Below are 24,667 nucleotides of genomic sequence, written 5' to 3'. Positions count from 1 at the left end.
GGTGAGACGGTCCGCGGGACCGGCCACCACCGGCGTGACCGAGGCGCTCACGAGCCCGTCTCGACGGCGGGAAGCTTCGCCACCGTCAGCAGAACGGTGGACGTCTCGAGCGCTTCGAGGGAGTGGCGCGCGTTCGGGATCTCGATGAGGTCTCCTGTCGATCCGTCCCATTCGTCGGCACCGGACGCGAGCCGAACCCGGCCGGAGAGCACCTGAAGCGTGGCCTCCCCGGGGTTCTCGTGCTCGCTGAGATGCTGTCCTGCAAGGAGTGCGATCAGGGTCTGACGGAGAACGTGCTCGTGACCGCCGTACACCGTGTGCGCGCTTCGGCCGCTGTGGGCTCGGGCGGCCGTCGCTTCGTGCTCACGGATCAGCGCAGTCATCGAAATCTTCTTCATGCCAGGTCCGTTCGTCGTTCGAGAAGCGTCCACCCGCACGGGATCGGACGGCGCACTCCGAACGCCGGTGGACGTCTTCCGCTGACGGTACGACCGGCGGACGCGACGGGACCACGGCCGAACGTCCTCGACCGTCGAGTCCAAGGTCCCGGTCGATCGTTCCGTTCGTGCACGTCGTGGCCACGACCTTCGGCGAACGATCGGGGTATTTCGTCCCTGACGAACGGGTGCGGGGCCGGCGCAGACTCGAAGCAGTCGGTGACACCGTGTCGCCTGCACCGTCGGTCACACACAGACCGTTCACTCACAGTCCGTTCACACCCAGTCGAAGGAGTTCGCATGCGCGTGCTCGTAGCCACCGCGAGCCGTCACGGTGCCACCCGAAACATCGGGAGTTGGATCGCCTCTGCGATGGTCGCCGACGCGAGGAGCATCGATTTTCCCATCGACGTCGATCTGCGCGATGTGCACTCACTGGACAGCGTCGACGGTTACGACGCGGCCGTCCTCGGCAGCGCCGTGTACATGGGCCGGTGGCTGAAGGCTGCTCGATCGTTCGTCGCACACGAACAGTCGTCGCTGGAATCGATTCCGGTGTGGCTCTTTTCGAGTGGCCCCATCGGAATGTCGCCCGCGTCCGGCTCACCGACTGCCGGCGGGAAAGCGTCGTGGGCGATCGAGCACAAAACCTTCGGCGGCAAGATCGATCTCGACGCGCTTTCCCGGCACGAACGATTCATCGCGCGAATGATTCGCGCCGAAACCGGTGATGATCGTTCACGGGCGGACGTCGACCAGTGGGCGTCGTCGATCGTTCGGTCGCTGGCCCCGAAGCAGCCGACGGCCGGGCGCGCACGATGATCAGGCGTCGCAGGCCCCGCACGACCGGGGTCGACGCCGGACCCGACACCGGACCCGACACCCTCGAGGAACTGTTCGCCGCGCGCTTCGCCCGCGGGGACATCGGTTCCGATCAGTACCGAGCGAGCGTGGCACTTCTTGCTGCGCGGCTGAACGCCCCGCGAACATCCACCAAGGAACGGACTCGACCATGGACGAGCAAGCACACACAGAACGCATAGTGGTGGGCGTCGACGGCTCGCCGTCGTCGGTATCGGCGTTGCAGGAAGCCCAACTGATCGCTCGCGCCCTCGGTGCGCACCTCGATGCGGTCGCGGCATGGCAGTTGCTTCCGTACCTCGGCGTGCCGGCCGTCGAGGATCGCCGACCCCAGATCGAAGCCGACAGAGTGCTCGACGACGCGATCACGGCGGCGTTCGGGGACTGGACACCACACGATCTGCGTCGCACGGTGATCGAAGGCGCCCCGGCCAAGGTTCTGGTCGAAGCGGGCAAGAACGCCCGAATGGTCGTGGTCGGAAATCGTGGTCGCGGTGGGTTCGCCGGACTGCGTCTCGGTTCGGTCAGCTCCCAGGTGGCTCAGCACGCGGGGTGCTCGGTCCTCGTCGTTCACACGAACGCCCATGACTGAGGCTGCGGGAGTGGCGGTTTCGTCGATGCTCATGCGTGTCCACGATCTCGACCGGTCGGTCGCGTTCTACCGCGAGGTCTTCGGGTGCACCGTTCAGGTCCTCGATTCCGACGCTGCGTTACTTCTCGCCCCCGACGGTTTCCAGATCTACCTGTACGCGGACTCGACCTCCGTTCAACGTCCCTTCGGGGCCGTCGGTGTTCGCGAGGTGATGTGGTCGGCATCGAGCGCGGGGGAACTCGACGACATCCACGAGCGGATGCGGCGGCACTACCCGGCCACCTATGCGCACAGTGCGCACGGGGTGAGTTTCATCGATGGCCGCGATCCCGATTCGAATCGCATCCTGGTGGCCTTCCCCAGCCCGGCCCAGCTGCCGCGACACGCCATCGCCGACCGATTCCGGTAACCGACACTGCCGCAATCGATCACAACCTCGGCGGGAACCATCCAGCCGCATCCCGTACTACCCGACTGGCGACGTCGATCACCGGAGATCCCGACCGTTCGGACAGTCGCCTCAGCTCGGCCCGTCCCTCGGCGGGCGTGCGACCGCCTTCGACGAACACCCCCACCGCGCGACCCACCTGGCTCGCGATGCGCGTACCGTCCTCGGCGCTGGTCACGGGATCGTGATGTCCGGGTTCGAGATGGCGGTCGAATTCGACGGCGTCCTGACCGAACGCCGTGCGCACGTAAGCCGCGAAGCCGGCGAGAGACCCGCTCACGGTCGAACGGATCACGAGGTGGGCGCCGAACTGTCGGTCGGAGCCCAGCTGCACCCCGACGGAGGTGGCCGCGACGACCTGACGGTGCATCGGCACGATGGTCGTGATCTCGAAGCGGACGCCGTCCACCGGAACCGCGATACTCACCGTGGCCGTGTCGAGCGATCCCAGTACCGCATCGAAATCCGCGACCACCTCCCGAGCGAGATGCGCGAAATCGGTGTCGATGTCGTGCAGCAACCGGGTCAGCTGGTCCAGGTCGTCGACCTGGACTGAGTGTAGGTGCATGGAAGTTCCCGAGCGATCCGAACGCCCGTCGGTGTCCTCCGTGACGCTCGCGGCAAGGGGCTCACCGCAGCGTGCAGGCGGAAGACCGAAGTCGGAGCTGTGGCCTCGTGAACGCCTGCGGATACGACGGTACGCTCAACGCACCGCTGCCGGGAGTCCCCCGGGTGCCCGGCCACCGCATTCGTCGCTACTGCGATCGCAGACGATCTCCCATCGTGGCGCGCCGTTTCCAATGAATCATTGCGTCGTCGGCCGCGAAAAGTGGGTGTGCGGACGTGTCGATCGGGACTGCGTGCGTCCACGGTGCCCGGCTCGCTTCCATGTCCCGGTAGACCTCCGGGGTGGCGTCGGACGGACTGTTCACTCTCGCCCCGATCCGTTCGAGCGAAATGCTGCTGGGCGCCCTGCATTCCAGCTGGACGATCGTCGATGACGTTGCGACCGCAATCCGTTCGGCCTGTTCCCGAAAATGTTCATCGCTCCACGACGCGTCGAGCACCACCGAGCGACCGGCGCGGAGTAGATCACCGGCGTGCGTCAAGAGCGCGTCGTATGTTCTCGTGGTCATGCCTCGTGCGTACAGACCCTGTCCGGGCGCGGCTCGGTGGGAGCTGAGGGGCGAAACGCCGACGATGTTCTTGCGCACGACGTCGCTCGACATCATCAGTGATTCCGTTCGGTCGGCCACGCTGCGCGCCAAGGTGGTCTTTCCGGTCCCGGGCAAGCCTCCGATCAGGGTCAGTGTGACGGCGCCGTCGCGGAGGTGGTCCAGAGCCAGTCGAGTGTGCCGCACCGCATCCGCGCGGGATGCGTCGTTGCCCTGCAGATAACGAATGCACGCGACCTTGGCGCGGACGAAAGCGCGATAGGCGACATAGAAGTGCACGAGAGACGAGGGAGCGTCGTCGATCGAGGCCTCTCGGTAGGACTCCATGAAGTGTCGAGCCGCATCGGAACGCCCGTGGTACTCGAGATCCATTGCAAGGCATGCTGCGTCGTCGATTCCGTCGACGTACCGCAGAGCATCGTCGAAGTCGAGGCAATCGAGAATTCGTGGACCGTCGGGAAGGCAGAAGATGTCGTCGGCGAGTAGGTCTCCGTGCCCGTCTACGATGCGTCCCTCGTCGATCCGAGACTGGAGAAGCGACGTTCTGCCGGCAAAGAACATCGTCACGCGATCCTGGATCTCATCGAGCACCGCGTCGTCGAGCACGCCTGCACGCAGCGCACGCGTTTCCTCGATGTTGGCATGCCATCGCCGCGACACGGAGCCGCTGCGACCGGCGTCGTCGACCACAGAACTGCGCACACTCCGTGCGTGCACGGATGCGAGCTGCCGCGCAACGGCATCGAGATCGGCGTTCACGCTGCCTCGTCGAGTCTCTGCGAGGGTCGCCAACCGCGTTGCGTCCGGGAGTCGACGCATCTCGAGCATGGGCTCGACTTCTGTGCCGTGTCGATCCTCGGGTTCTGTGACACCGAGGTAGACGTCCGGTGCGAATCGGCTGTTCAGTGTGTACTCCCGCTCCAAGGCGGACCGTCGGTCGCCGATGGTTCGGAAGTCGAGGAACGCGGTTCGGAGCGGCTTCTTGATCTTGTACGCACGGTTTCCGATCAAGACCACGTACGCGCTGTGTGTCTCCCGTATTTCGGCGCCGTTCGAAGGACCGGCTGCACGTACGGGCGCCGAGCCACTCTCGACGGTCGTCACACGGCCTGCTCGACGGTCGAGGTCGACACGACCGCGTACGACCCCGATGCGGCGAACTCCCGCGTCGACACGAGATCATGGAAGGAAGCGACGCCCTGACTTCGCATCAATCCCCATGCATCGCGGTAGACGGCCGCGAGGTGCCCCGCGAGTGGGTCGACACACGCGGCTGGCGGGGGCCGATTCGCGTCGTCGATGATCTTCGGTGTCACGGACACGGCGTGCTCCACTTCGATGGGCGTGATGGTCATTCTGCTTCGACATCGAAGTTACGGTCGCTGTGCGCCGTCCGATGCTGGCCGAGGTCACCGAAATCGGGGCCTTTGGTCCGGGCCCTCGACACCTGGGGCCTACGGCGACCGAGCAACCGGCCCGGAATCAGATGCCCAACGACTCTTGGGGAAGAGAGCCGACCCGACCAATCTTGGCGATATGTCGAAACTCGAGCAGGAACGAGTACCCGCAGGCAATTGCCGACCGAACGCTCACGCACGATTCGACCACCCCGAAGGAGAATCGGTGACGACATCGACTGTGCCGACCGACGACGGCCGCGTCCTCGAAGTTCTGGACACCGGCCCCGACAACGCATTCCCACTCGTCTATCACCACGGCACGCCGCAAGGTGCGGTGCCGTTTCCCACGCTCGAGCGAGCAGCGTCGGAGAACGATCTACGGGTCATCTCCTATTCGCGCCCGGGATACGGCGCATCCACGCCGCGCCCGAACGGAGCCACGACCGCGCGAGTGGCCGACGACGCCCGTGACACGGCAACCGTTCTCGACCATCTCGGGGTCGACGCCTTCGTGACGATCGGCTGGTCCGGCGGTGGACCCCGGGCACTGGCGTGCGCCGCGCTGCTACCCGGCAGGTGTTTGGCGGCCGCCTGCTGCGTGGGGATCGCCCCGGCCGCCGAGTACGACGGTGACATTCGCGAGGGAATGGCCGAGGAGAACATCGACGAGTACACCGCCGTGTTCGCCGGCGCCGATGAGCTGGAAACGTTTCTCGAGATCCGGAAGGGGTTCTTCGCCGTCACCCCCGACCAGGTCGCAGCGGGGCTGGGCGCGCTCGCACCGCCGGTCGACCGTGCCGCGTTGACCGACGAGCTGGCCGAGTACCTCGCCGTGTCGGTCAATGCGGCCGGCCAACAGGGCATCGTCGGATGGCGCGACGACGACCTCACCCATACCCGGCCGTGGGGTTTCGAGCTGGGAGACATCCGAGTACCGGTCTCGATCTGGCAAGGCCGCCTCGACACCATGGTCCCGTTCGCGCACGCGGAATGGTTGGCCTCCCACGTTCACGGGGCGCGGGCACATCTGATCGACGGGGAAGGCCACATCTCTCTGATGCGGAAGGCGTCCACCATTCTCGACGATCTGCGACACCTCGGCGGAATTCGGTAAACCGCTCGGACTGGAACGGTAATCGCTCGGTCGATCCGAAATACTCTGCGGACCACTGCCATCGGCCCCTGTTGCGAGGACGTCGACGTGCTCGAGGATCGGTCGTATGCCCACGACCCCTCCCGAACGACGTCGAACGCATCGCAGACTCGGTGGTGATCGACACGGGCTCACGTCTCTTCCTCACGGTTCGCCGATCGCCGTGGTGACCGCCGGATTCGCTGTCGGCCTCTACGGTCTCGTCGCCGGTTTGTGGACACCCCGAGGGCCCATCACCGCGGGCGAAGCGGTGGCCACGATCGGTCTCGGCGTGGCCGTCGGAGTATTCGCGGGGATCGTGATGCGAACCAGGTGGGCCATGCTGCTCGCTCCCGTGGTGTTCGCCATCGTTTTCGAAGTCACCCGACTCGATACGCCAGGGCCTCTCGTCGACGGCATTCATCTCGACAGTCCGTTCGGGATCATCGCGTTCGTCAGCGGACGCGGACTGCACGGGATCCTGGCGTTGGTGCCTCTGCTCGTCGGTGCCGTGTTCGGAGTGGCCGCCGCGCGGAGGTCCGACGGCGGAACACCGTCTCGATCCGGTGTGTCTCGAGCCGGTCTCTGGGCTCGTCGCACGGTCACCTCGCTGGTGGTGCTGAGTCTCGTTGCTCTGCTCGTGGCAATTGTTCGTCCTGCGCACACGGCTCCCACTCTCGGGCAGGACGGTGCGCCGCTCTCCGGCAGTGTCGCGGAGCTGACGCGGGTCGACATCGGCGATCGAAACCTGTCCGTCATGATCCGTGGTGATGACGTGCGCAGGCCGGTGCTGCTGTTCCTGGCGGGCGGGCCCGGTGGAAGCGAGCTCGGGGCGATGCGCCGACACGGCCGCAGCTTGGAGCGGGACTTCGTGGTGGCCACCTTCGACCAGCGGGGGGCCGGAAAGTCCTACGACAGTCTGGAACCCACATCCACCGTGACCGTGGCCGGGGCAATCAGCGACGCGATCGACATGACCGATTACCTTCGTGAACGCTTCCGGCAAGAAAAGATCTACGTGGTCGGTCAATCGTGGGGTTCGATCCTCGGTGTGCTCGCGGTCCAGAAGCGTCCCGAGTTGTTCCGGGCTTACATCGGGGCCGGTCAGATGGTCGACCCGCTGGAAACCGACCTGGTCTTCTACCGGGACACACTCGAATGGGCGCGCAACACCGGAAATTCCACGGTCGCGGACCGCTTGTCGGCAAGTGGACCGCCGCCGTACGAGAACATGCTGAACTACGAAGCGCTGCTGTCGAATCCTGACGTATACCCGTACGACCACGCACCCAACAGCGAAGGGGCGGGCGGCTTCAGCGAGAACATCTTCGTCGAGGAGTACAGCCTGCTGGACAAGCTTCACCTGTTCGGTGCCTTCTTCGACGTCTTCAGCGTGCTCTATCCGCAACTGCAGAGCATCGACCTGCGCACCGACGTTGCGTCGCTGGAAATACCTGTCTTCCTTGCACAGGGGCGGCATGAGGCGCCCGGGCGGGCCGAGCTCGCTCGCGAATGGTTCGAGCACGTGGACGCACCGATCAAGCAGCAGGAGTTCTTCGACACCGCGGGTCATCGGTCACTTTTCGAACGGCCCGACCTCTTCCACCGATTCATGACCGAGACCGTTCTGCCTGCAACCTGATCCATTCTTCACGCCCGAGCGAAGTCGATCCGAGCGGTTGCTCGCATCCGTCACTGCAACCGAGGACCTTGGACCATGTCCGAAATGGCTGCGCGCCCCTAGCGTCGGTGGCACCCGCACACCGCCACCTGCTCGAAAGGAACGTCTTGCCCATCTCGCTCCCGGTCACGATCGATTCGCGCTTCCACGATGCCGTGATCTTCGACCTGGACGGAGTCGTGACCGATACCGCGTCCGTTCATTTCACGGCATGGTCGCACGTTTTCGACTCGTTTCTCGAGCGGCGAACCGAGGCCGACGGTGGCGACCTGTCCGTCTTCACGCAGTCGGACTACCGACGCTGGGTGGATGGAAAGCCGCGACACGACGGCGTGATCGACTTTCTCGGCGCGCGCGGAATCACGCTTCCTCTGGGCCGAATGTCCGATGACGACGGCACCACCGTCCGCGGTATCGGCAATCTCAAGCAGCAGCAATTCCGCGAGTTGCTTCGATCACAGGGGGTGCCCGCATTCGAGACGACGGTGTCGCTCGTGCACCGGTTGAACGACATCGGCATCAAGACCGCCGTGTTCTCTTCGAGCAAGAACTGTGAGGAGGTACTCCGTTCGGCGGGACTCGCAAATCTGTTCGCGGTGCGGGTGGACGGCGTCGTGGCGGAAGAACTCGGACTACCGGGGAAGCCGGACCCAGCCGTTCTTCTCGAGGCCACGCGCCGCCTCGACGCCCGCCCGGAGCACACGGTGTGTGTCGAGGATGCCTCCTCCGGTGTAACCGCCGGCGTTGCGGGTGGCTTCGCCGTGATCATCGGGGTGGATCGGTCCGGCCATGCGGACGAGCTGCTGCACGCCGGAGCCGACGTGGTGGTGTCGGACCTCGCAGAAGTTGTCGCAGGAAGGAAACTTCCGCGCAGGTCCGACCTCCCCGACGCTCTCGAAGAATTCTCTCGACTCACCGGAAGCTTCGGATCCGGACGGCCGGCGATCTTCCTCGATTTCGACGGCACCGTGTCGTCGATCGTGCGGGATCCGGGCGCCGCCGTTCTCGTTCCCGGCGCGGCGGGGGCATTGAAGACATTGTCGATGCGGTACCCCGTCGCCGTGATCAGCGGTCGCGATCTCGTGGACGTCTCGGCTCACGTCGGGCTCACGAGGCTGTGGTTCGCGGGTAGTCATGGTTACGAACTGACCGAACCCGACGGATCCCATCATTGCGTCGACGTCGACGGCATGGACATCGACGAACTGAATCGAGTGGCTGCGGAGCTGAATGTCGAACTCGGTGCGATCGCCGGTACCGACATCGAACAGAAGAATTTCGCGGTCGCAGTGCTTTACCGTAATGCCGAGACCACCGACGTCGATGCCGTCCTCGCCACGGCGCACGCTGCGGGGCGACGCCACGGTCTCCGCGTCGACATGGGACGCCGAGTCGTCGAACTCACCCCCGATGCCGAGTGGAACAAGGGCACGGCGGTGCAGTGGATCCTCGGTCTCGCCGGTGCGCGTGAGACCTCGTGTCCCATCTTCCTCGGCGACGACACCACGGACGAGGACGGCTTCGACACCGTTCGATTCGATGGCATCGGCATCGTCGTCCTCGGTGATGACGGAGACGACCGGACGACGGCGGCGCGGTTCTCCCTGTCCGGGCCCGAAGCGGCGGCACAGTTTCTGACGCGGCTGGCGCAGTACGGCGAGGCTCGGGATCTCGCTGCATCCGACTCCTGGACCTTCGAGTACGAGGGGTACGAACCCGAAACAGAGAAGCGTCGAGAGGCGCTGTGCAGCATGGGAAACGGGTACCTCGCGACGCGCGGGAGCACGCCGGAGTCGGTTGCCGGCGAGAATCACTATCCGGGGACCTACGCCGCCGGCGTCTTCGACCGCCTCGTCGACGACGTCGACGGTGTCACCGTCGACAACGAGAGTGCGGTGAATCTTCCCGACTGGCGTTCCTTCCGGTTTCGGATCGACGACGGCGCGTGGTTCGACCCTGCAGCGACGACCCTGCTGTCGTACCGCCACGTGCACGATCTGCATCGATCGATTCTGCGGCGCGAGATGCGATGGCGTGACTCCGCCGGACGGGTCAGCAGCGTGACACAGGAAAGCTTCGTCTCGATGGACGATCCACACGTGTGCGCCCTGACAACGACGATCACTGCGGAGAATTGGAGCGGAGTGATCGAATTTCGCTCGGTGCTGGACGCCGACGTCCGCAATTCGCTCGTGGCGCGTTATCGAGACCTGTCGACGCGGCACCTGCATTCGGTGTCGGCGCGACACCTGACCGGGGACTCGGTACTTCTCGACGTTCGCACCGACCAGACCGGAATCGTGGTGGCACTCGCTTCCCGGACGACGGTCGAGCAGCCCCACGCCCGGTACCTGGCGATCGACGACGCCGGGAGGGTCGGCCATCTCGTGTCGGTCGACGTCGGGATGGGTCGCTCCGTGACCGTGAACAAGATCGTCACGGTGTACACCTCTCGTGACTGCGCGATGTCGGAACCCGCGGGTGAGGCCGAACGCAGTCTGTGTGCGGCCGGCTCGTTCGCAGAACTGCGCAGTCGACACACGCTGGCGTGGTCTCATCTGTGGGAGCAGGTCGATACGGACCTGCACGGTCACGCCGACGAGGTGAGGACCCTGCGGCTGCACATGTTGCATTTGCTGCAGACGGCGTCGTCGCACAATGTCGACGTGGATGCGGGTGTACCTGCTCGCGGCTTGACCGGCGAAGCGTATCGGGGCCACATCTTCTGGGACGAACTGTTCGTGTTCCAGGTTCTGAACCTCCGTCTGCCCGCCGTGACCCGCGCCTTGCTCCGCTATCGATATCGCCGGCTGCCCGCCGCCCGCCGCGCGGCCCGCGCCGCGGGCTTTCGCGGAGCCATGTTCCCGTGGCAGTCCGGCAGCGACGGACGAGAGGAGAGTCCGCAACTGCACCTCAATCCTCGATCGGGACGGTGGACTCCTGACCCCAGCGCGAGGCAGCACCACGTGGGACTCGCAGTGGCATACAACGTGTGGCAGTACTACCAAGCCACCGGCGACCGCGGGTACTTGATCGAATGCGGCGCAGAACTCCTGGTGGACATCGCTCGTTTCTGGGTCAGTGCAGCCGAATTCGACAACGACCGCGAGCGTTACGTCATCCGGGGGGTCATCGGACCCGACGAATTCCATGCCGGTTCTCCGCAGGACCCTTTCGCCGGGGTCGACAACAACGCGTACACGAACGTCATGGCGGTCTGGGTCATCCTGCGTGCGACCGAGGCACTGAACCTGCTGCCGACCCCGAACCGGATGGAGTTGCTGGAAACGCTGGGTCTGCGCGGTCCCGAACTCGCGCTCTGGGAGCGGGTGAGCCGACGGATGTTCGTTCCGTTCCACGACGGGATCATCAGCCAGTTCGAGGGGTACGAACATCTCGACGAACTCGACTGGGCTCACTACAGAAAGAAGTACGGAAACATCGGGCGGATGGACCGCATCCTCGAAGCCGAGGACGACGACGTCACCCGATACAAGGTGTCCAAACAAGCCGACACCTTGATGTTGCTGTATCTGATGTCCTCGGACGAACTCCGCGAGATTCTCCTCCATTGCGGATACGTCTTCTCGCCGCACCAAATCCCGGCGACCGTCGACTATTACCTGGCTCGCACCTCGCACGGGTCGACGCTGAGCGCGGTCGTGCATTCCTGGGTGCTGGCGAGGGCGAACCGGGAGAAGGCCGCCGAGTTCTTCGGGCAGGTGCTCGCGTCCGACGTGACGGATATTCAGCGTGGAACCACTCCGGAGGGAGTACACCTGGCCGCGATGGCAGGAAGCGTCGATCTCGTACAGCGGTGCTTCACCGGGCTCGAGACGCGGGGAGATCGAATCGTGTTGTCGCCGACCTGGCCGCACGCGCTGGGGACGTTGGCGATGTCGATTCTCTATCGCGGACGGCGACTCCGCCTGAGTGTCGACGGAACCTCGGTCACGGTCGGTGCCGATGCGGGTGAGGGCCCTGGTATCGATGTCGAATGCCGGGGCCGCACCGAGCACCTGTCGGCCGGAGACACGGTGACCTTCGGTTCCTGAACTCCCGTCGCCCCGAAACCTTCACCGGACACCGACCGACCGAGAGGATCGATGTCGCTCGGAACCCGAAAATCCAGCCGGGCGAGAAGGTCTGGTGGTGGTGTTGCGGCCTTCACCATGCGTGCTTCGTCGCGGGACGTCGCGGGACTGTCGAATCCTCGCCGGACCATCGCGGCCGCAGTATCTCGCGGTAGCCGAGTATTGCCACCGTGACACCCGTCGCGATCGACAGAACGTGCACGAAAACGAATTCACCGGTGACCACGGCATGGATCGACATCAGTGCGACGAGCAGCACACCGGCACACGAGGCCGTGAGGGCACTGCTGTGCCTGCGTGCACTCGCCTGGTGGGCGGCCGCGGTCATCGGCACCGCAACCACGGCCAACACGACGATGCCGGCGAGTATCGGGCTGTCGGCGATCAGCCGACTGTTCGCCTCCGACCCCAATCGGATCGCGCCGGTGAACAGTCCTACCGCGGCGGCGTAGGCGATGACCGCGACGGGACCACACAGGGCGGCGATGTGCCAGTAGGGGAACGTCGGCGGCGTTGTCCTTCGGTCTCTCATCCTTCGAGTGTGGGCGCCTGTCGGTCTGCGCCACAGGCCCGTTGGTCCTGACGATGGACGACGTTCGGCCCCGATGAACAGGGCCCGACCGAGGTGCGACCGAACCCGTCCCCGTCATCGGTGCGGGGTCAATACCACCTTCAGCGCGCCGGTCTCGGATGCCCGCTCGAACACGTCGTATGCGGCCTCGAACTCGTTCAGATCGAACCGGTGGGTGATCATCGCCGACGTGTCGAGCTTGCGTCCGGCGACCAGACCCATCAGCGTCGGCGTGGAGTAGGTGTCCACCAGCCCGGTCGTGATGGTCAGGTTCTTGTTCCAGATGTCCTCGAGGTGGAGTGCGACGGGTGCACCGTGGACCCCGGCATTGGCGACGTGCCCGCCCGGCCGAACCAGGCGGACTGCGAGTTCGAAAGTCTCCGCAATGCCCACCGCTTCGATGGTCACGTCTGCACCCAGCCCGCCGGTCGTGTCGAACACGATGGCGGACGGATCGTCTCGTCCGCTGTTCACCACGATGTCGGCCCCGAACGCGCGGGCTGCGTCGAGTCGCGCATCGGCCACGTCGATCGCGATGATGTGGCTCGGACTGAACAGTCGTGCGGTGAGAACGGCAGCGAGACCGATAGGGCCGGCACCCACGATGACGACCACGTCGGCGGGAGCGACGGCCCCGTTCAGAACGCCGACTTCGTACGAGGTCGGCAGGATGTCGGCCAGCATGAGCATCTCGTCGTCGGAGACGCCGTCCGGAATCTTGTGAGTGGAGTTGTCCGCGAAAGGAACTCGGACCAACTCGGCTTGGGTCCCGTCGACGAGGTGGCCGAGAATCCATCCGCCGCCGCCGAGGCACTGCCCATAACTGCCGTCTCGGCAGTATCGGCAGCTCCCACAGGACGTCACGCACGAGACCAGCACCCGATCACCCACCACCAGTCGACCAACGCCGGAACCGATCTCGACGACCGTTCCCACAGCCTCGTGACCGAGTATTCGGCCGGGTGTCACCTCGGGAACGTCGCCGCCGAGGATATGGAGGTCGGTGCCGCAGATGGTGACGGCATCGACGCGAATCACTGCGTCGGTCGGCACTTCGACGACCGCGTCGGGCACGTCTTCCCATGCTCGCTGTCCGGCTCCGTGGTAGATGAGGGCTTTCATGCTGGACTCCTTCGTAGACGTCCTGCCCAGTGTCGGACCCGCACAGCCACGGGAGGAACGGGCCGATGACCTCGTCCTCCGCGAAGAAGGTCCTCTGTTCCGTCAGTGCCGACGGCTGCGCGAGCGCGCCGACTTCTTCGCTTCGGAAACGAGAGTGTGCGCGACGACATCGATCTTCTTGTGGTCGACCTGACTCATCGACCTCAATTTCTCGTACGCCTCGTCGGCCGTACATCCCGAGCGGCTGATGAGAATGCCGACGGCCTGATCGATCGCGGATCGATGACCGAGCGCCTTCTCGAGCTGCTCCGTCAACCGCTTGGCGCTCGCGAGGGCGCGAGCGTTCTGAACCGAGATCGCCGCCGGTGTCGCGAAGAACTGGCCGAGTTCGACCGAACGGTCGTCGAACGCATGGGGCGCGTGCGCATAGACGTTCATGGCTCCCAACACCCCGCTACCCGTGATGAGCGGCAGTGACAGTGCACTGTGCACGTTCAATCGCCCTACCCGAGAACCGAATCGGGGCCACTGCGGATCGGCGTCGAGCGACCCCGACCGCACCGTGCGCCCCTCGGATGCCGCCGTGATGCACGGCCCCTCACCGAGGCCGTACTGGATGTCGTCCACCTCCCGGACGAAATCGGCGCTGGCGACGATGGTCGCGGGGCGCTCGGGGTGCAGAAGGGTCAGCCCGGCCCCGTCGGCGCCGGGTATCGCCTGCACCGCGTACTCCGCGACGTGCGACAACATGTCCGGTAGCGAGAGCGTGTTCATCGCCAGTCGCGCGAGGTCGGCGAGACTCCCCCGAAAATCGACTTCGACCTGGTCCGAGTCCGCAGCGTCGAGCGCGAGCGCCTCGGCGACCTGATTCGCGTGCTGGTCGTCCATCGAATCTCGTTTCGTCGTGGGCGCACATACCCATCCGGCACGTGTTCCCCCCGTCGTCGACCCTACGGCCTCACGACGCACGCAGCGGAGTTCGGCTCAGAACTCGAACACCAATCGAGCCGTGACGCGCCCGGCCAACACGTCCGCGAAACACTCGTTGACCTGCTCGATCGCACGAGGGACCGCGGACACCGTGGTCCTTCCGGCCTCGTGCAATGCGAAGACCTCACGCAGATCCTTCCGAGTTCCGACGATCGATCCCAGAACGGAGATGCCGCCGACGACGGTTTCGAAGATCGGGATCGGCAGAACCCCGTGAGCGGGCATCGACACACAGACCAGACGTCCGCCGCGCCTCAGGGATCGGAACGCCTGGTCGAAGACCTCCGGGATCACCGCCAGCACGATGGCGACGTCCGCACCGCCCAGCGCCGCGATGGCCTCGACCGGATCCGTCGTCGACGAGTTCACGGTGTGGTCCGCGCCCAGCTCGCGTGCCAGATCGAGCTTCGCGTCGTCGATGTCCACCGCGGTGACGAAGCCGCCGGCGATCTTCGCGTATTGAACGGCCATGTGGCCCAGGCCGCCGACACCGAAGATCGCGACGCGCTGCGCCGGCACCACCCCTCCGACCTTCACCGCCTTGTAGGTCGTCACTCCCGCGCAGGTCAGCGGAGCCGCGTCGAACGAGGTGACGCCGTCGGGCACCCTCACGACGTACCGAGCATGTGCCACAGCGTATTCGGCGTAGGCACCGTCGATCGAATAGCCGCTGTTCTCCTGCTTCTCACAGAGGGTCTCCCACCCGGACACGCAGTGATCGCACTCCCCACACGCGGATCCCAACCATGCGATGGCCACACGCTCACCGATGCGGGACATGGGCACCTGCGCCCCCACCGCATCGATGATGCCCACCCCTTCGTGCCCCGGCACGAACGGCAGCGTGGGCTTCGCCGGCCAATCGCCGGTCGCGGCGTGGATGTCCGTGTGGCACACCCCGCAGGTTTCCATCTTCACCAGCACCTGCTCGGGGCCGGGAATCGGAATCGGAAGATCGCGAACCACCAAGGGTTCTCCGAATTCCGTGACGACTGCAGCTTTCATGACGAGGTCCTCCACATTGTCGACGCTGTGCCGTTCTCGTCGTTCGAGCGATGCACCAACGGGACGATCGTCGCCGAGGTCCGAGCCGACCGAGTAGGGCCGGAGGTCCTCCCGAACAGGGCGTTCGGCAGCCCTAGTGCTCTGGTGGAACACCCGGACTCGAGGACACACTGGAGGTCATGCTCGTTCTGTCCTCACCCCCTCGCACCGCACGCCGGCGGCCGTCGTGAATCTGTGGAGAAGGCATCCCGGAGTACGCACCGGGGATTCGCTGACCACCGGAGAGCGGGCCGCCGATCGCGTGCGAAACGGCATGGGGTCGTGGCCTTTCGTGTTTCTGTTCCTGTCGGTCATGGCGGTGTGGGCGGGGTACAACGGCACCGGCGGGTTCGATCCGTATCCCTTCATCCTGCTGAACCTGTTCCTGTCGTTGATGGCCGGTCTGCAGGGTGCGATTCTGCTGATCTCGGCCAAACGCGCGGACTCGATCAGCAGCGAGGTGGCCGTGCACACGCTCTCCAACACGGCACTGCTGCGCGACATGATCGCCGTGAACACCGAGCTGACCGAGACCATCGCTCGATTGGCGACGGAGATGCACGAACACGTGTGTCCGAGCGTCGACGACCCCGGCGTCCAGCGGCCGAATTCGGGTCGGAAGTCCCTATCCGAGCCGAACACACGTACCTAACGTGAAGGCATGCTCACACCGACGGTTCGACAGAGGGTCTCGTACAACCTGGGCGGGGTACTGCCCGAATCCTTGAATCCGTGGGTGACCGAGGATCTGTTCGGTCGAGGGTCGCGTCTGCGGTACGTGGTGCGCTTCCTGCTTCCCATGATCCCGGTGCTGAGCCTGTTCCTGTTGTTCCCCGGCCCGGTGTGGGTTCCCATGGCGATGATGGCGCTCATCTTCGGGTCGGTGCTGTACTTCTCGCTGGCCCTCGCCTCGGTCTACCGGCAGTACCGATTGCAGCAACACGGCCTCGACCACGTCCTGGCCCAGCGAGAGCAGGAGAGCGCGGCGGAAGAACGGCGTCGCTACCGCACGAACTTCGGCCACGAGTAGTCGCCGGGTCAGTCGTCAGCGGCCGGTCGGAACGATGACGACCGGGATGTCGACCGAGTGCAGAACCGCTTGCGACGTGGACCCCAGGAGCATCGACGCGAATCCGCCTCTCCCCCGGCTTCCCAGCACCACCAGTTGCGCGTGTGCGCACTCGCGGACGATCTCCCGGACCGGCGCGTCCTTGGCCACGACGCGGCGAATCGTCACGTCCGGATGGTCGTCGTCTCGACCGGCCAGACTCTCGGACAGCGCCACGTTCTGACCCACTTCGTCCTCCCACCAGTGGGTGATGAAGTCACCGGCGAGGACACTGCCCGTGTCGACATCGCTCCAGGCGTGCACCGCGACGAGGTCGACACCGCGCAGGGAGGCTTCTCTCAGTGCGACACTCACCGCCGGTTCGCTGTTCGGAGTGCAGTCGACGCCGACCACGACGGGTCCGTCGACGGTCTCGCCCGACTTCACCACCACGACAGGGCATTTCGCGTGAGTGGTGACCGCCGTGCCGACCGATCCGACGAGGCCACCCGTGAACTCCCCCAACCCTCGGGACCCGAGGACGATCATGGCCGGCAGATCCGCAGGATCGGTCAACACCGCGGCCGCCGAGCCGTGTTCGACGCGGGTGGTGATCGACAGCGCCGATGATCCGGCGACGGTCTCGGCGACCTCGATCGCCTCACCCAGGATCCGTTCTGCCTCGGCGTTGCGGTCGCCGGTACCGCCGGCGGTGCCGGCAACCGCCTCGCGGAGAGTCCGCGAGGACGGGTGCACGGCGGTGACCACCTCGACCGGCACTCGACGAGCAACAGCATTTCTCACGGCCCACCGGACGGCGTGAAACGATGCGTCGGATCCGTCCACACCGACGACGACGCGGTTGGACGCACTCATGACGACACTGCTCCGGCGAACTCCCCGTGCTGCGGAGCCTGCGGTCCACCGTCGGTGTCCCATCGCTGTTGCGCCACAGCCGGATCGGTGAACGGCGCCACGTCCGTCAACGTCAAGCCGAGAAGCTGTTGCACGGTCTCCGCATTGCCGGGCCGGGCGGCATTCTCCATGACCACGCGACCTGCCGAACCGGTTGTCGACACGGGCACGACGAGAATCACGATGCGTCTCCCGTCCGAGCACCGAAGGCCCACCGTGTGCCGAGGTTGACGGGTGTATCCGCCCAGACGAACACGACCGGAGGCGAGCCACAATTGCCTCGGCGCAGGTTTCCACTCGTCGAGCCGATAGACGACACGCTCGACCGGCCCGGTGTGTGGCCCGAGCGTCGACAGGAGAAGCGGCAGCTGCTCTTCCAGATCGTCGGTGGTCGGCATCCAACCGCCGTCCACCGGTCCTGCGGCGGCGGTCGACGCGTGGCGAAGCGCCGCCGTCGGTTGCCCGTCCCGATCGTCGGTCGGCCCGCCCGTGGGGTCGGAAGGCTGCGGACTGGTGATGCGTGACATGAAACCTCGTTCTCGACGATCGGCGGTGGTGCTCGTCGCTCGATCGTGTCCGGTCGTCGCATCGAGCGACAGAGCACAAAGGACTCTGCCGACGGGACCCCTGTACCTGCGAACATCGGTACCGGCGCGGCATCGAGAACTCGGGACCATGTGCCCCTGATCCGAGGGATTCGGTCCGTGTCCGTCGCGAGCTCGATCGCGCACGCTCGAACTGTGTCGTTCCGTCGTCCCGACGGTGTCGAGACGCAATCGAAAGTAGAAGCTTCCTGTGAGCACTCCGACCATCACCCACACGCTGTTACGCGCCGAGGGATTCAGTTGCCCATCCTGCGTGGCCAAGGTCGAGAAACGTGTCGGCAAACTGGAAGGCGTCGAGAAGGTCGTGGTGCATTTCGCGTCCGCTCGTATCGACGTCGATCACGATGCGACCGTCACGACCGTCGACGACATCGTCGCGGCCGTTGCCAAGGCCGGATTCACGGCGAAGCCGTCCTCGATATGAGTCGGTTCGTCACCGGCCCGTGGGCGGTTCCACTGGTGTCCGGACTGCTGATCGCCGCGTCGTTGGTTCTCGGCCGGTCCGGAGGCGCAGTGGCCGACCCCGTTCTCGGCTCGGCGTGGTGGATCGACGCGGGCCAGGACTCGGCTGCATCCTCGGTGTTCACGCTCGGCGGTGCCCTGATCATCGCGGCCGCCCTCCTCGCCGGGTACCGCATCGCGGTGTCCGCGTTCCGTGCCGTGATGGTGAAACACGTGGCCATCGACCTCCTGGTCACCATCGCCGCGGTGGGTGCCATCGTGATCGGGAACTTCTGGGAAGCGGCCGCGGTCACGTTCCTGTTCTCCGTCGGCCATGCACTCGAGGCGGCCACCATCGGCAAGACCCGTTCTGCACTGGCGGAACTGGTGGCGGTCGCGCCCGATGTCGCCGTCGTGATGCGCGACGGTGAACAGCGGGACGTGCCGGCCTCGGACGTTCACGACGGTGAGATCGTCCTGGTGAAGAACGGGGCGAAGGTCCCCGTGGACGGACGCGTCGTCTCCGGTAGCGGCGCGGTCGACGAAGCGTCGATCACCGGAGAATCGATTCCGGTGGAGAAGACGGAATCGGACCGCGTCTTCGCGGGAACGGTGTCACGAGGCGGATTTCTCCAGGTGCGTGCGACCGGCGTCGGTTCCGACACGACGCTTGCGCGCATCATCCACCGCGTCGAGGAGGCGCAGGACGCCAAGGCGAAGACCCAGGCGTTCATCGACCGGTTCTCCACCTGGTACACCCCTGCCGTCATGATTCTGGCGATCGTCGCCGGCGTGGTCTCCGGCAATGTCGTCCTGGCACTCACACTGCTCGTGATCGGGTGTCCGGGTGCGTTGGTCATCTCGATCCCCGTTGCCATCGTCTCCGGAATCGGACGGGCGGCCCGCAACGGCATCCTGATCAAGGGTGGCGAGTACCTGGAGACCGCGGCGAAGATCTCGTCCGTCGCCGTGGACAAGACCGGAACCCTCACCGAGGGACGACCCCGGGTCACCGACGTTGCGATCACCGCCCCCGGCTTCGATCGTGCGGACGTGCTGCGGTGGGCCGCGGCGGCCGAGGCGGGATCCGAACATCCGCTCGCGCGAACCGTTCTCGACGCCGCTCGGGACGCCGGGGTCGCACCGGTCGGCGCCCTCGGATCGGTGACCCCGGTTCCCGGCAAGGGCATCGTCACCGATCTCGACGGCAGGCAGATTCTGGTGGGAAACGCACCGCTGCTCGAGCAGTACGGAATCGTCGACCACCACGACGCCGTCGAGACCGCGATCGCCTTTGCCATCCGGGGCAAGACTCCGATGATCGTCGCGTTGGACGGCACCGTGATCGGAGTCGTCGCCGTGGCCGATCGCATTCGTCCGGACGCTCCGGAGATGGTCCGCCGCCTGCACGAGGCGGGGGTCGGCAAGGTCGTCATGCTCACCGGTGACACCCATCCGGTCGCGGAAGCCGTGGCCGACGCGACGGGCATCGACGTCGTTCGCGCCGGACTGCTGCCCGAGGACAAGCTCGCGGAGGTGGTGGAGCTGCAACGACAGGGCCACACGGTCGCCATGGTCGGCGACGGCGTCAACGACGCACCGGCTCTGGCGACCGCGGACATCGGCGTGGCCATGGGAGCCGCAGGATCCGCCGTCGCCGTCGAAACCGCGGACATCGCGCTCATGGGCGACGACCTGCTCAAGCTTCCGGAGTCGATCGCACTGGCCAAGCGAACCGTGACGGTGATGCGCCAGAACATTGCGATCGCGATGTTCACGGTCGTCGTTCTGCTCGCCGGTGTCTTCTTCGGCGGTGTGACCATGTCGATCGGGATGTTGGTCCACGAGGGCTCGGTACTCGTGGTGATCGCCAACGCGATGCGATTGCTCAGAAAGTCCCCCCGACCCGATCCGGTGCGGGGAACCGACCGCACAGCAGAGGCCGACACGCCGGCGATCAATGCGTGAACCACACCGCCCGCTCGACCACCCGAATCACCACAACGACAGTCAGGACGTCACATGACCACGCAGAGTTTCTCCATCGAAGGCAACGTCGAGCACTACACGATCGCGGATGCAGCACGGGCGAACCCCGATTTCCGCAAGGTTCTGTGGACCGGTGAGCACGCTCAGATCGTGGTGATGACCATTCCCGTCGGGGGTGAGATCGGAAGCGAGGTGCACGAGAACACCGACCAGATCCTCACTTTCGTCTCCGGTACCGGTGAGGCGACACTCAACGGTCACACCCACGTCGTCGAGTCGGGTGATCTCTGTGCGGTGGCAGCAGGCGCGCGCCACAACTTCCGGAACACCGGCGACGAGCCACTGGTTCTCTACACGGTCTACAGCCCGCCCGAACACGCCGCGAACGGGTCGTACGCGACCAAGGCGGACGCGGATGCAGCCGAGGCATCCGGCGCCGACGAACCTCCGCGCGCGTGATCTCGCTCCCCGTCGTCGTCGGAATCGACGGGTCCCCCGAAGCCCTCGACGCCGTTCGATGGGCGGCTGCGGAGGCAGTCGACCGTCAGGTGCCCCTGCGGATCGTGTCGTCCGTGCTGCTGTCGACGGGGACCCTCACGGACGATTTCACACTGTTGATGGGAGCCCCCCGGGACTCGGAACCGGAGGTGGAGAACGCACTCTCCGCGGCCGCAGAGCTGGCCCGGAACACCGTCGGGGACACCGGAGTCACCGTGTCGACCCACCTCGAACACGGCGCCCCGGCGAAAACCCTGGTCGAGTACTCCTCGACAGCGCTGATGATGGTGGTCGGTGCGCGGGGACTCGGCCGATTGGCGGGATCGCTGATGGGATCCGTCAGTACCGCACTCGCCGCTCACGGGGCGTGCCCCGTGGCGATCGTGAGACATTCACCCGACCGCGGTGCGCTTCGATCGACCGGGCCGGTCGTCGTCGGTGTCGACGGCTCGGCGCGATCCCGCCCGGCCGTGCGGTGGGCGTTCGACGAAGCCTCTCGGCGCGGCGCCGACCTGGTCGCGGTCCACGCCTGGAGCGACGCGGACGACACCGACCTCGCTGTGTTCACACACGCGTACCCCAGCGTGCTCGACCTCGAGAACGCCGAATCACTGTTTCTCGCGGAAACTCTCGCCGGATATCAGGAGGAGTACCCCGACGTCCGGGTCCACCGCACGGTCGTACGGAACAGTCCGGCGAAGGAGCTCCTGCTGGCGGCGGAATCCGCGCAGATGGTCGTTCTCGGAACTCGTGGACGCGGCGGTTTCACCGCTCTCCTGCTCGGCTCCACCGGGCGGGCGGTCGCACACCGCGCACGCGTGCCGGTGGTGATCGTGCCCTCGACGGAGGATGATCGGAGACGATGACCGACGATCAGCGTTCCCCGGAAACACACGCGAGTGAACCCCACGGCAACTTCGCCGGGCGACTCAACTGGCTGCGCGCAGGCGTCCTGGGCGCCAACGACGGCATCGTGTCGACGGCCGGATTGGTGGTCGGCGTCGCCGCGGCGAGCACGGACAACGGCCCGCTGGTCGCCGCCGGCGTCGCCGGGCTGGTCGCGGGCGCGGTATCGATGGCTCTCGGTGAGTATGTCTCCGTCAGCAGTCAACGTGACGCCGAACGATCGTTGCTCGACAAGGAGCGACGCGAACTCCGCGACGAGCCCGATCAAGAGCTCGAAGAGCTTGCCGCACTGTACGAGGCGAAGGGACTCTCACCCGAGACGTCCTGGACGGTCGCCCGCGAGCTCACGGACCACGACCCCTTCGCCGCACACGTCGACATCGAACTCGGTATCGATCCGGAGGCACTCACGAACCCGTGGCACGCCGCGCTGTCCTCCGCCGTGGCGTTCGTGAGCGGAGCACTGTTGCCCCTCCTCGCGATTCTGCTTGCCCCGATGGGCATTCGGATCCCCGTGACGTTCGCCGTCGTGCTGCTCGCCCTCGCACTCACCGGTGCACTGAGCGCCCGCTTGGGCGGCGCCCGGCGCCGACCGGCCGTGACGCGCATCGTTGCGGGTGGCGCCCTGGCCATGATCGCCACCTACGCCATCGGTCAACTCGTGGGTGTCGCGGTGCTGTGACATCGCCGCATGACACTGCCGCTTGGAGGCTGCGCCGTCACCGGCCGACGGCGCCACGCGGCCCGGAGTACAGCGCAGTCAGCGTCTCGATCAGCGCCGCGAGCCCGCCGGGTGAATCGCCCCGCCACCACGTCAGGTACACCGGCACCCGCGGTCCGTCCTTGATCGGACGGTAGGAGATACCGGATCTCGGGTGGTGCGACGCCGTCGCCTCCGAGGTGGTTCCGACGGCTCGGCCGGTGGCGATGGCGTCGAGCCACTCCTCGACGTGGGAGGTCTCCACGACGGTGGTCGGCCGGTCGTCGTTCCGCCACAGATCGGGGGTGGTGGTTCCGGTGCGGGGATCGAGAACCAGAGTGCGGCGGGCGATCTCGGCCATCGTGAGGGTCCTGCGTCGACGCCATTCGGCGTCGTCGGCCGCGAACGCCGCCACCCGACGCTCGAGCCCGATCACCACCGAGTCGAACCGCGATTCCTCCACCGGGGTGCGCACGACGGCGACGTCGCAGAACCCTTCGAGCAGACCGGCGGTGTGCGAATTGTGCCGCACGAGTTGGAGTTCGACCTCCGGATGATCGCGCGGCCAGTTCCGCAGGAGCGGGGTGGTGTGCGCGCCCACCGCCGCCCACGCGTAGCCGAGTCGTAGCCGGGTGTGTCGCGTGAGGGCCAACTCGTCCAATTTCGACAGCTCGGCCAGCACGCGTCGGGCCTGGGGAAGGAGTTCCGCCCCGAACGCGCTGAGCTCGCACCCGTGCGGAGTGCGACGCAGCAGTCGATCGCCGAGTCGCTGTTCGAGGGCGGAAATTCCTCGTGACACGGCGGCCTGCGATACCCCCAGGTCGTACGCCGCATCGGTGAACGAATTGGCGTCGGCGACCGTCACGAAATACCTCACGTCGCGCACCGTCCACGTCATAACCAAAGCGTATACCGGAGGAGCGATATGCATTTCAGGTATCACGTCGACGCGACTTATCGTCGCTGTCATGACCGAGACCAACGTGCGGATGACTGCTCCACCGGACGGCCCCGTGACTCCCCGCCAACGTGCGGTGGGTATCGGCGCCGCGATGACGGGGTCCGCCAGCAATCAGGCCGGCGCGGCGATCGGTGCGCTCGCATTTCCCGCGATCGGGTCGGTCGGGGTGGTGGCGGTGCGTCAGATCGTGACCGCCCTCATTCTGGGCGCCGCCGTCAGGCCCCGATTCCGGACGATGACGGCGCAGCAGTTCTGGCCCGTCCTGGCACTCGCCGTGGTCTTCGGGGGGATGAACGCGAGCCTGTATTTCGCGGTGGAACGCATCGGGCTCGGGTTGGCGGTGACTCTCGAGTTCCTCGGCCCGCTGGCGGTGGCGATCGTCGCGTCGCGGCGTCGGATCGACCTGGGATGCGCCGTCGTCGCCGGGGTCGGAGTGGTGATCCTCGTCGGCCCCGGCACCTCGACGGACTACCCGGGCATCGCGTCCGGTCTTCTGGCCGCGACCGGCTGGGCGAGCTACATTCTGCTCAATCGCCGCGTGGGACAACAGTTCGCCGGGCTCCGGGGCACCTCGGCGGCAGCCGTTCTGTCGGCCGTCATGTGGGTGCCGATCGCCGCGGTGTGGTTCGCGCACCGACCACCCGATGCGCACGCACTGATGCTGGCCGCGGTGTGCGGCGTCCTCGCCTCCACGGTGCCGTTCGCCGCGGACATGATCAGCCTTCGGCGGGTACGACCCGGCACGTTCGGCACTCTCGCGAGCCTCGCTCCGGTGTGGGCGGCGCTCAGCGGGTGGGTGGTCCTGGGGCAGCAGCTGACGGCGTGGGAGTTCGCCGCACTCGGTCTCATCGTGGTGGGGAACGCGGTCGTCGTGGCCGCCCCGCCGTCCGCTCCCCCGGCGCTGCGGATACCGCCGCCCACCTCGCACGGCTGAAGCACCAGCTGCACACAACCGTCCCGTACCGGGCCGAATGTGACTCCGGGGCGGTGGTGGTGTGCAGTCTCTGTGCGAGCCATTGTGCCGAACACGCGGCCGGGATCGGACATATGCCGCACA

The 24,667-nt window shown here is 66.2% G+C and carries 25 protein-coding genes; 14 read left to right on the top strand and 11 right to left on the bottom strand.

The window, feature by feature from the left end; genetic code table 11:
• Nucleotides 1–47: 47 nt before the first annotated feature.
• The gene (locus ACY466_RS05455) at nucleotides 48–398 is read right to left on the bottom strand and encodes a cupin domain-containing protein (RefSeq protein WP_463250474.1); all 351 of its coding nucleotides are present in this window, start codon (nucleotides 396–398) and stop codon (nucleotides 48–50) included.
• A gap of 339 nt (nucleotides 399–737) precedes the next feature.
• Here ACY466_RS05455 and ACY466_RS05450 point away from each other — a divergent pair, with 339 nt between their 5' ends.
• The 3 genes from ACY466_RS05450 to ACY466_RS05440 all read left to right on the top strand — a co-directional run bounded on the left by ACY466_RS05450 (nucleotide 738) and on the right by ACY466_RS05440 (nucleotide 2,299).
• A complete protein-coding gene (locus ACY466_RS05450) occupies nucleotides 738–1,259 on the top strand; it encodes a flavodoxin domain-containing protein (RefSeq protein ID WP_463250473.1) in 522 nt (173 codons plus the stop codon).
• A gap of 190 nt (nucleotides 1,260–1,449) precedes the next feature.
• Nucleotides 1,450–1,890: a universal stress protein gene (locus ACY466_RS05445; protein ID WP_463250471.1), complete on the top strand. Its 441-nt coding sequence runs from the start codon at nucleotides 1,450–1,452 to the stop codon at nucleotides 1,888–1,890.
• Nucleotides 1,883–2,299, top strand: a complete 417-nt coding sequence (locus ACY466_RS05440; protein ID WP_463250470.1) for a VOC family protein — start codon at nucleotides 1,883–1,885, stop codon at nucleotides 2,297–2,299. Before ACY466_RS05445 ends, ACY466_RS05440 begins: the two co-directional genes overlap by 8 nt.
• Before the next feature lie 19 nt (nucleotides 2,300–2,318).
• On the opposite strand, the gene ACY466_RS05435 is transcribed toward ACY466_RS05440, so the two are convergent.
• The 3 genes from ACY466_RS05435 to ACY466_RS05425 all read right to left on the bottom strand — a co-directional run bounded on the left by ACY466_RS05435 (nucleotide 2,319) and on the right by ACY466_RS05425 (nucleotide 4,868).
• Nucleotides 2,319–2,906 carry a hypothetical protein gene (locus ACY466_RS05435; RefSeq protein WP_463250468.1) on the bottom strand — a complete coding sequence of 196 codons (588 nt, stop codon included), beginning with the start codon at nucleotides 2,904–2,906 and terminating at the stop codon, nucleotides 2,319–2,321.
• Between the two features lie 187 nt (nucleotides 2,907–3,093).
• A complete protein-coding gene (locus ACY466_RS05430; protein ID WP_463250466.1) occupies nucleotides 3,094–4,530 on the bottom strand; it encodes a bifunctional aminoglycoside phosphotransferase/ATP-binding protein in 1,437 nt (478 codons plus the stop codon).
• 83 nt (nucleotides 4,531–4,613) lie between these two features.
• Nucleotides 4,614–4,868 (bottom strand): hypothetical protein, encoded by a 255-nt coding sequence (locus ACY466_RS05425; RefSeq protein WP_463250464.1) that lies wholly within the window; start codon nucleotides 4,866–4,868, stop codon nucleotides 4,614–4,616.
• A 268-nt stretch (nucleotides 4,869–5,136) separates the two neighbouring features.
• Here ACY466_RS05425 and ACY466_RS05420 point away from each other — a divergent pair, with 268 nt between their 5' ends.
• From ACY466_RS05420 to otsB, 3 genes are all read left to right on the top strand, one after another.
• Nucleotides 5,137–6,027, top strand: coding sequence for an alpha/beta fold hydrolase (locus ACY466_RS05420; protein WP_463250462.1), 891 nt, complete (start codon nucleotides 5,137–5,139; stop codon nucleotides 6,025–6,027).
• A gap of 106 nt (nucleotides 6,028–6,133) precedes the next feature.
• Nucleotides 6,134–7,687, top strand: a complete 1,554-nt coding sequence (locus tag ACY466_RS05415; protein ID WP_463250460.1) for an alpha/beta fold hydrolase — start codon at nucleotides 6,134–6,136, stop codon at nucleotides 7,685–7,687.
• Nucleotides 7,688–7,839: 152 nt separating this feature from the next.
• Entirely contained in the window at nucleotides 7,840–11,781 is a 3,942-nt protein-coding gene (gene otsB / locus ACY466_RS05410) for a trehalose-phosphatase (protein WP_463252140.1), read from the top strand.
• Nucleotides 11,782–11,893: 112 nt separating this feature from the next.
• On the opposite strand, the gene ACY466_RS05405 is transcribed toward otsB, so the two are convergent.
• From ACY466_RS05405 to ACY466_RS05390, 4 genes are all read right to left on the bottom strand, one after another.
• Nucleotides 11,894–12,352 (bottom strand): hypothetical protein, encoded by a 459-nt coding sequence (locus ACY466_RS05405; RefSeq protein WP_463250458.1) that lies wholly within the window; start codon nucleotides 12,350–12,352, stop codon nucleotides 11,894–11,896.
• A gap of 114 nt (nucleotides 12,353–12,466) precedes the next feature.
• A complete protein-coding gene (locus tag ACY466_RS05400) occupies nucleotides 12,467–13,513 on the bottom strand; it encodes an alcohol dehydrogenase catalytic domain-containing protein (protein WP_463250456.1) in 1,047 nt (348 codons plus the stop codon).
• Nucleotides 13,514–13,615: 102 nt separating this feature from the next.
• Nucleotides 13,616–14,401: a GAF and ANTAR domain-containing protein gene (locus ACY466_RS05395; protein WP_463250454.1), complete on the bottom strand. Its 786-nt coding sequence runs from the start codon at nucleotides 14,399–14,401 to the stop codon at nucleotides 13,616–13,618.
• Between the two features lie 96 nt (nucleotides 14,402–14,497).
• Complete coding sequence (locus tag ACY466_RS05390; protein WP_463250452.1) at nucleotides 14,498–15,508, bottom strand: zinc-dependent alcohol dehydrogenase; 1,011 nt, start codon at nucleotides 15,506–15,508, stop codon at nucleotides 14,498–14,500.
• Nucleotides 15,509–15,821: 313 nt separating this feature from the next.
• Here ACY466_RS05390 and ACY466_RS05385 point away from each other — a divergent pair, with 313 nt between their 5' ends.
• Nucleotides 15,822–16,199: a DUF1003 domain-containing protein gene (locus tag ACY466_RS05385; RefSeq protein WP_463252139.1), complete on the top strand. Its 378-nt coding sequence runs from the start codon at nucleotides 15,822–15,824 to the stop codon at nucleotides 16,197–16,199.
• 9 nt (nucleotides 16,200–16,208) lie between these two features.
• Nucleotides 16,209–16,577 (top strand): DUF5313 family protein, encoded by a 369-nt coding sequence (locus ACY466_RS05380; RefSeq protein ID WP_463250450.1) that lies wholly within the window; start codon nucleotides 16,209–16,211, stop codon nucleotides 16,575–16,577.
• Between the two features lie 15 nt (nucleotides 16,578–16,592).
• Here the strand turns inward: ACY466_RS05380 and ACY466_RS05375 are convergent, their stop codons facing one another.
• Both ACY466_RS05375 and ACY466_RS05370 read right to left on the bottom strand, forming a co-directional pair.
• On the bottom strand, nucleotides 16,593–17,471 hold the full coding sequence (locus ACY466_RS05375; protein WP_463250448.1) for a universal stress protein: 879 nt from the start codon (nucleotides 17,469–17,471) through the stop codon (nucleotides 16,593–16,595).
• A complete protein-coding gene (locus ACY466_RS05370) occupies nucleotides 17,468–18,037 on the bottom strand; it encodes a DUF5994 family protein (protein WP_463250447.1) in 570 nt (189 codons plus the stop codon). Before ACY466_RS05370 ends, ACY466_RS05375 begins: the two co-directional genes overlap by 4 nt.
• A gap of 268 nt (nucleotides 18,038–18,305) precedes the next feature.
• On the opposite strand from ACY466_RS05370, the gene ACY466_RS05365 reads away from it, so the two are divergent.
• The 5 genes from ACY466_RS05365 to ACY466_RS05345 are packed head-to-tail and all read left to right on the top strand — an operon-like array spanning nucleotide 18,306 to nucleotide 22,631.
• Nucleotides 18,306–18,539, top strand: a complete 234-nt coding sequence (locus ACY466_RS05365) for a heavy-metal-associated domain-containing protein (RefSeq protein ID WP_463250445.1) — start codon at nucleotides 18,306–18,308, stop codon at nucleotides 18,537–18,539.
• Complete coding sequence (locus tag ACY466_RS05360) at nucleotides 18,536–20,524, top strand: heavy metal translocating P-type ATPase (protein WP_463250444.1); 1,989 nt, start codon at nucleotides 18,536–18,538, stop codon at nucleotides 20,522–20,524. Before ACY466_RS05365 ends, ACY466_RS05360 begins: the two co-directional genes overlap by 4 nt.
• Nucleotides 20,525–20,578: 54 nt before the next feature.
• Nucleotides 20,579–21,004 carry a cupin domain-containing protein gene (locus ACY466_RS05355; protein ID WP_463250442.1) on the top strand — a complete coding sequence of 142 codons (426 nt, stop codon included), beginning with the start codon at nucleotides 20,579–20,581 and terminating at the stop codon, nucleotides 21,002–21,004.
• Nucleotides 21,001–21,909, top strand: a complete 909-nt coding sequence (locus ACY466_RS05350; RefSeq protein WP_463250440.1) for a universal stress protein — start codon at nucleotides 21,001–21,003, stop codon at nucleotides 21,907–21,909. Before ACY466_RS05355 ends, ACY466_RS05350 begins: the two co-directional genes overlap by 4 nt.
• Nucleotides 21,906–22,631, top strand: a complete 726-nt coding sequence (locus ACY466_RS05345) for a VIT1/CCC1 transporter family protein (RefSeq protein ID WP_463250438.1) — start codon at nucleotides 21,906–21,908, stop codon at nucleotides 22,629–22,631. Before ACY466_RS05350 ends, ACY466_RS05345 begins: the two co-directional genes overlap by 4 nt.
• A gap of 37 nt (nucleotides 22,632–22,668) precedes the next feature.
• Here ACY466_RS05345 and ACY466_RS05340 read toward each other — a convergent pair whose 3' ends face one another.
• Nucleotides 22,669–23,547, bottom strand: a complete 879-nt coding sequence (locus ACY466_RS05340) for a LysR family transcriptional regulator (protein ID WP_463250436.1) — start codon at nucleotides 23,545–23,547, stop codon at nucleotides 22,669–22,671.
• A gap of 70 nt (nucleotides 23,548–23,617) precedes the next feature.
• Between ACY466_RS05340 and ACY466_RS05335 the strand changes: the two genes are divergently transcribed.
• Complete coding sequence (locus tag ACY466_RS05335; protein ID WP_463250434.1) at nucleotides 23,618–24,544, top strand: EamA family transporter; 927 nt, start codon at nucleotides 23,618–23,620, stop codon at nucleotides 24,542–24,544.
• Nucleotides 24,545–24,667: the final 123 nt, after the last annotated feature.

This window comes from Rhodococcus sp. K11/5 (assembly GCF_055193735.1).
Note: the sequence above shows the minus strand (reverse complement) of the source record. Positions and strands in the feature narration are given on the sequence as shown.